Source organism: Limnohabitans sp., from assembly GCF_034680285.1.
In the GTDB taxonomy this organism is placed as follows: domain Bacteria; phylum Pseudomonadota; class Gammaproteobacteria; order Burkholderiales; family Burkholderiaceae_C; genus Limnohabitans_A.
Genome location: NZ_JAXITC010000011.1, coordinates 122,962 through 128,970, shown reverse-complemented (window position 1 = coordinate 128,970; position 6,009 = coordinate 122,962). Strand labels below are relative to the sequence as shown.

Here is a 6,009-nt window from a genome sequence, read left to right as displayed (position 1 = left end):
TGACCGTCACCGCCTTGGTGTCCGTCAGGGTGCCCGTGCCGTTGTCGGTGGCCACCACGTTGAAGCTGTAGCTGGCCTTTGACTCGTAGTTGGCCGAGGCCTTGAGCGTGACCACGCCAGTGCTGGCGTTGATGTCAAAGCTGCCTGCGTCAGTGCCGCTCAGGCTGTAGCTCAGGGTCTGGCCTGCGTCCACATCGGTGGCTATGGCGGTGTAGACCACGGTGCTCGTTGCGGCATTCTCTGCCACGTTGGCTGCGGAGCCAGAGGTGATCGTGGGTGCGGTATTGGTGTTGACCGTGATGACAAAGGTCTGGTAACTGATGTTGCCCGCAGCGTCGGTTGCGCCGACGCGGATGTTGTAGGTGCCTGCCGTCAGCTGTGAGCGGCTCTGCAATACACCCCCGGCAATCACAAAGCTGGCATTGCCTGCGTCGTTGGTGCCGTTGCCAGCTTCCAACGTGTAGCTCACCAATTGCGTGTCGGTAGATGACAAAGTCGCCACTGCCGTATTGGTGCCTGTGGCCACATCCATGACGCTGTTCGCGCTCAAGGTGATTGCTGTTGGTGCAGTGGTGTCAACGGTGATGGCTAAGCCTGCAGACGCCACGCTGGTGTTACCAGCCGTGTCCGTCACCTTGGTCGTGAGGGTGTACGCGCCTTCACTGAGGGTGCTGGACGTGATGCTCCAGTTACCCGAGCCATCGGCCGTAGCGGTACCCAGTACCGTTGAGCCATCGGTGTCGTAGAGGGTGACAGTGCTGTTGGCTTCCGCTGTTCCGGTGAAAGTAGGCGTGGTGTCGCTGGTGATGTTGTCCGCATTGCTTGCGCCCGAGTCCGAGCCACTGGCCAGCACTGGGGTACCCGAAGCACCAGGTGCAGTGCTGTCGATCGTAACCATCAGGCTGCTGGATGCAGCGCCCACATTGCCCGCTGTGTCTGTAACCTTGGCTGTCAGGGTGTGGGTACCGTCTGTCAGTGTGCTTGTCGTGACCGACCAGTTGCCCGAGCTATCGGCTGTGGCTGTTCCCAGCACAGTCGTGCCGTTGGTGTCATACAGCGTGACAGTGCTGCCAGGTTCAGCACCCGCACCGCTCACGGTTGGGGTGTTGTTGCTGGTGATGTTGTCGGTGTTGCTTGTGCCGCTGTCAGAACCTGCCAACACATCGAGACCTGTAGGCGCGTTGGGGGCCGTGGTGTCAATCGTCACTGAAAGCGAGGAGGATGCACCGCTCTCGTTGCCCGCTGCGTCCTTGGCCTTGACCGTCAGCGTATGGCTGCCACCTGCCAGCGTGCTTGCCGTGATGCTCCAGTTGCCAGAGCTGTCTGCCGTGGTGGTGCCCAGAACAGTTGTGCCGTCGGTATCGTAAAGCGTGACTGTGCTGTTGGCTTCAACCGTACCGTTGAAGGTGGGCGTGGTGTCGCTGGTCACGTTGTCGCTGTTGCTGATGCCCGTGTCAGAGCCGCTGTCCAGGTCAATCGCACCCGGTGCAGAAGGGGCTGTGGTGTCAACCGTGACCGACAAAGGGGTTGATGCTGCGCCTGTGTTGCCTGCATCATCGGTCACCTTGGCTGTCAAGGTGTGAACACCATCGCTCAATGCGCTGGATGTGATCGTCCATGCACCCGCACCATCTGCAGTGGTGGTGCCTAACACAGTGGTTCCATCAGAGTCGTACAGAGTGACCGTGCTACCGGGCTCGGCCCCTGCACCAGAGACCGTCGGCGTGTTGTCGCTGGTAACGTTGTCTGTGGTGCTTGTTCCAGAGTCCGAACCAGCATCCAGGTCCAGACCCGTGGGCGCTGTTGGGCTGCTGGTGTCCAGAGTGTACGTTTGTCCGCTGGTGTAACCACCTGTAATGGCCTGCGTGCCCGCATTCACGATGCCCGTGCCACTGTTGTCCAAGTCAAGCCGCAAGGTGCCATCACCGGACAAGCCGTTGACCGTGACGGTGTAAGTGGTGCCGTTGCCGGTGATGCTGGCAATTGTGCCCGCAGCCGTGCCCGTGGTCGTCAGCGCAAAATCACTTGCATCCACACCCGTGACAGACTCATTGAACGTCACGGTGAAGTCAACGCTGGTGGCATTCGTCAGAGCACTACCCGCGGCACGGTTGATGCTGGAGACCGAAGGTCCAGCGGTTACTGTGATGGTGAAAGTCTGCTCGGTGGTGTTACCAGCAGCATCCGTGGCTTGCACTCGAATGTTGTAAGTGCCTGCAGCCAAGTTGGCAGCCGCTTGCAAGTTGCCACCGGAAATGGTGAAACTGCCGTTATGGGTATCACCCGAGCCTGCAACCAAGGCGTAAGTCAAGGCTGTAGTGTCGGTGCCGCTCAGCGTGGCAACGGTTGATCCGTTGGTGGCAGCGGTATCCGCAACACTGGTGGTGCTCAGGGTTACAGCACTGGGTGCTGTAGCGTCTACCGTGATTGCCAGCGGAGATGATGCCGCACTGGTGTTGCCCGCTGCATCGGTGATCTTGACGGTGATGTTGTGTGAACCGCTTGCCAAAGTGCTGGACGTAATGGTCCAAGCACCTGCACCATCCGCCGTGGCCGTGCCCAAAACCGTGGTGCCGTCGCTGTCATAGAGGGTAACGGTGCTGTTGGCTTCCGCTGTTCCGGTGAAAGTGGGCGTGGTATCGCTTGTGATGTTGTCTGTACCAGATGTGCCAGAGTCAGACGCCAAGGCCAAGTCTGGCGTGGATGGGGCTGAAGGTGTAACTGCATCCACCAACACCGCGCTGGTGCTCCCGACACTGTTGAGTGTGAGCACTGCGTTGTTGCCTGCTGCATCGGCCAGCGTACCGCCGTTGAGCGACAGATTACCGACCGTGATCCCGCTGGTATCCAGATCGTTGGCTTGCACGGTGTAGCGGAAAACCAAAGCCGAAGTGCCACTGCCAGACACATAGTCGGCGTACACCGTGGTGGTGCCCACCGTGAGTGCAATACGCGGCGTACCGCCCGTGGTGACGACAGTCACCGATTCGCTGAAGTTGACCGTAAAGTCCAGGTTCTGGCCCGCCACATACCAAGCATTAGCAGGCACGGAGACAGAGGCTACGGTGGGTGTCACATCATCCACCACGGTGATGGTCATGGCCTCGGCATATGTTGCGCTGGCTGCGTCTGTTGTTTGCACGCGCACGGTGTAAGTGCCGGGCGTCATGCTGCCCGCATTGGTGGCTCGCAATGACGTGCCGCTGATGTTGAACAAGCCGTTGTTGGTGTCGCCCACGCCAGACACCAAGGTGTAGGTGTGCGTATCGCCCGTGTCTGCGTCTGTGGTGGACAACGAGCCGACCGTGGTATTGGCCCCGCCAGATTGGCTGACAGATGTGGCCGTCAAGCTGATGTCGGTGGGTAAATCGTTCACGCCGGTGATGTTCACTGTCAAGGTGGCCGTGCCGGTGGCAGCGCTGGCATTGTTGTCGGTAGCCGTGACGGTGAATGTTTCGCTGGTGTTGGTCAAGCGGCCATTGATGGGTGAGGCGTTTGGCACATACACATACGAACCGTCACTGCTCTTGACGTACAAAGTACCGTAAGTGCCCAGCTTGGACACATCGTAAGTGGCTGCGCCAATAACGTCGCTGCCACCCGTAGTGCCACCTTGAATGCCGTAACTTGCAATGGCGTCTGCATCTGCGTCTGTGGCGCTGAGCGTGCCAGTCTGGTTGCTGAAGGTGTCGGTGGACGACGTATCCGTCAACGCAATGGCTGTGGGGGTGCTGACCACGGGTGCCTGGTTGCTGGTGACCGTGATGGAGAACGTCTGTTCAAAATAGTTGCCTGCCACATCGGTCGTGCGCACGCGTACGGAATAGCTGCCTGCGCTCAAGGCGCTGGGGTTGGTCGCAACCAGTGAGGTGCCACTGATGGAAAAGCTGGAGTTGTTTGTCGACCCAGCACCTGCCACCAAAGAGTAGGTGAAGGTGTCGCTCACGGTGGCGTCTGTAGATGACAGTGTGCCTACCGCTGTGTTGGCGCTGGCCGAGTTGCTGAGGGTATTGCTGCTCAACGCAATGGCCGAAGGTGCTGCGGTGTCTACCGTGATGCTCAAGCCAGCAGACACGACGCTTTCGTTACCCGCTGTGTCAGTGACCTTTGCGGTGATCGTGTGAGTGCCGGAACTCAATGTCGAGGAAGTGATGCTCCAGTTACCCGAACCATCGGATGTGGTCGTGCCCAGCACCGTGGTGCCGTTGGTGTCATACAAAGTGACGATGCTGTTAGCAGTGGCAGTTCCGCTAAAGACTGGCGTGGTGTTGCTGGTGATGTTGTCCGTGTTGGACGCACCCGAGTCCGTGCCACTGGTCATGTCAGGTGTGCTGGGGGCAGCGGGCGCCGTAGTGTCTACTGTTACCGCCAGCGAAGATGAGGCAACAGATGTATTGCCAGCGGCATCAGTGGCAGTGGCTGTGAGGGTATGGTTACCTTGGCTCAATGCAGATGAAGTGATGCTCCAGTTACCATAGCCATCGGCAGTTGCGGTACCCAGTAATGTGGTGCCATTGGTGTCATACAGTTTTACCGTGCTGTTGGCTTCGGCTGTTCCTGTAAAAACCGGCGTGGTGTTGCTCGTAATGTTGTCCGTGCTGGATGCACCAGTATCAGTAACACTGGTCATGTCTGGTGCACTAGGTGCTAACGGCGGAGTGGTATCGCCAACTGGATCTCCGATAACAATATTGTTAATGACGATGTACATGCCGCTTCCCGATTGCGGCGTGATTCTGATTTCATCTACATTCTGAAACTTACTTGGAGTTAGTTGAGTAGTTGTAAAAGTGTTTTCATAATAGTTGGTTGATAGTGTCAAGTTCACATAACCAGTGCTAACACCGTTATCAAAACCTTCAACTTTTACATCAAAGCCTCCATAGTCGATAATAAAAATACTTTTAAACCAAAAATTTGTAGTAGTCACACTACTTTTGATGGTAAATAAGGATTGAGGTGCATTTGTTGAATACCCAACTGTCAATCCGGAACCACTGGCGTAAGGACTTTGATATGTCCAGTTTTGACCTAAATCAGAAGTAATTTGAATTGTAATTCCTGGAATATCTGTGGAACCACCCACTCCATCGGTTGCAATTGATGTAGATGGTGGTGCGCTAGTGTATGTTATTGTTCCGGCGGAAAAAAGCAATCTGGGCTCTAGTTGATAAAGTCCTTTATTGGGTAATAAATAATTGCGAATTTCATTTTTTTTGAGATTTTTAACCCAAAAAATATTATTGATTAATTTTTGGAATTTTTTCACGATATTATTTAGATGGTATTTACAATGTTCAGCACGACTTTAATTCGTGCTGAACACTCCAAAAATTAATTTGGCATAGGTGGCCAAAGTCCAGTTGTGGCAACACAATATTTGAGCGCAAGTTGCGGCGAAATTACATTTAAAGGAAGATTTGAACCTGTAACATCAGTAGATCCTGATAAACTCCCACCGATTGCTTTGACAGGATTGGTTACAGTATCACTCCATATATTTGCGGCACCTGGTCCTAATGCAGATGCAGCCAATTTGTTGAATGTTGCATCTGGAGCTAATCTGTTATTGGCTGTGTTCATAGAAACATTCAATGAAACGGTGCTGGCTGTTCCAAGCGTATGTACGTGGGCAGGTAAATTTGCAGTCGTGATTGGTACTGATTCAGAGCCACGTTGTTGACCCAAATTAATTACCAACCCAGAAGGTGATTTTCCCACGCCAACAGGTACTCTGCCTTGCATATTGGGGAGATTAAAATTCTGTCCTGTGCTGCCACCGTAAGTGATTCCCATCAAGGCATATAAAGCTTGATATTGGTTAACCTGCAAAAGCTGACCATTTGCCTCTAAATACCCATCTGGGCAATATTTGGCTGCAGTCATGCAAACAGATCCAATAAATGGATCTGCTCCAGAGCAAGCAAAAGCACTTCCTCCACTCAAAAGAAAGAATCCAAGAAGCATGTTTTGCATTTTGATTTTTGTATTCATGGTGATTTTCTCCAG

General features: G+C 54.5%; 2 protein-coding genes. Both read right to left on the bottom strand.

Annotated features, from left to right (window positions below; genetic code table 11):
* A partial coding sequence (locus tag SWE17_RS10710; protein ID WP_322993087.1) for a beta strand repeat-containing protein occupies positions 1–4,630 on the bottom strand: 4,630 nt, incomplete at its 3' end.
* A 704-nt stretch (positions 4,631–5,334) separates the two neighbouring features.
* Positions 5,335–5,994: a phage tail protein gene (locus tag SWE17_RS10705; RefSeq protein ID WP_322993086.1), complete on the bottom strand. Its 660-nt coding sequence runs from the start codon at positions 5,992–5,994 to the stop codon at positions 5,335–5,337.
* Positions 5,995–6,009 lie beyond the last annotated feature (15 nt).

Excerpts from the sequence above, each read along its gene's own strand:
- SWE17_RS10705 (WP_322993086.1), bottom strand. The coding sequence starts at position 5,994 with ATGAATACAAAAATCAAAATGCAAAACATGCTTCTTGGATTCTTTCTT.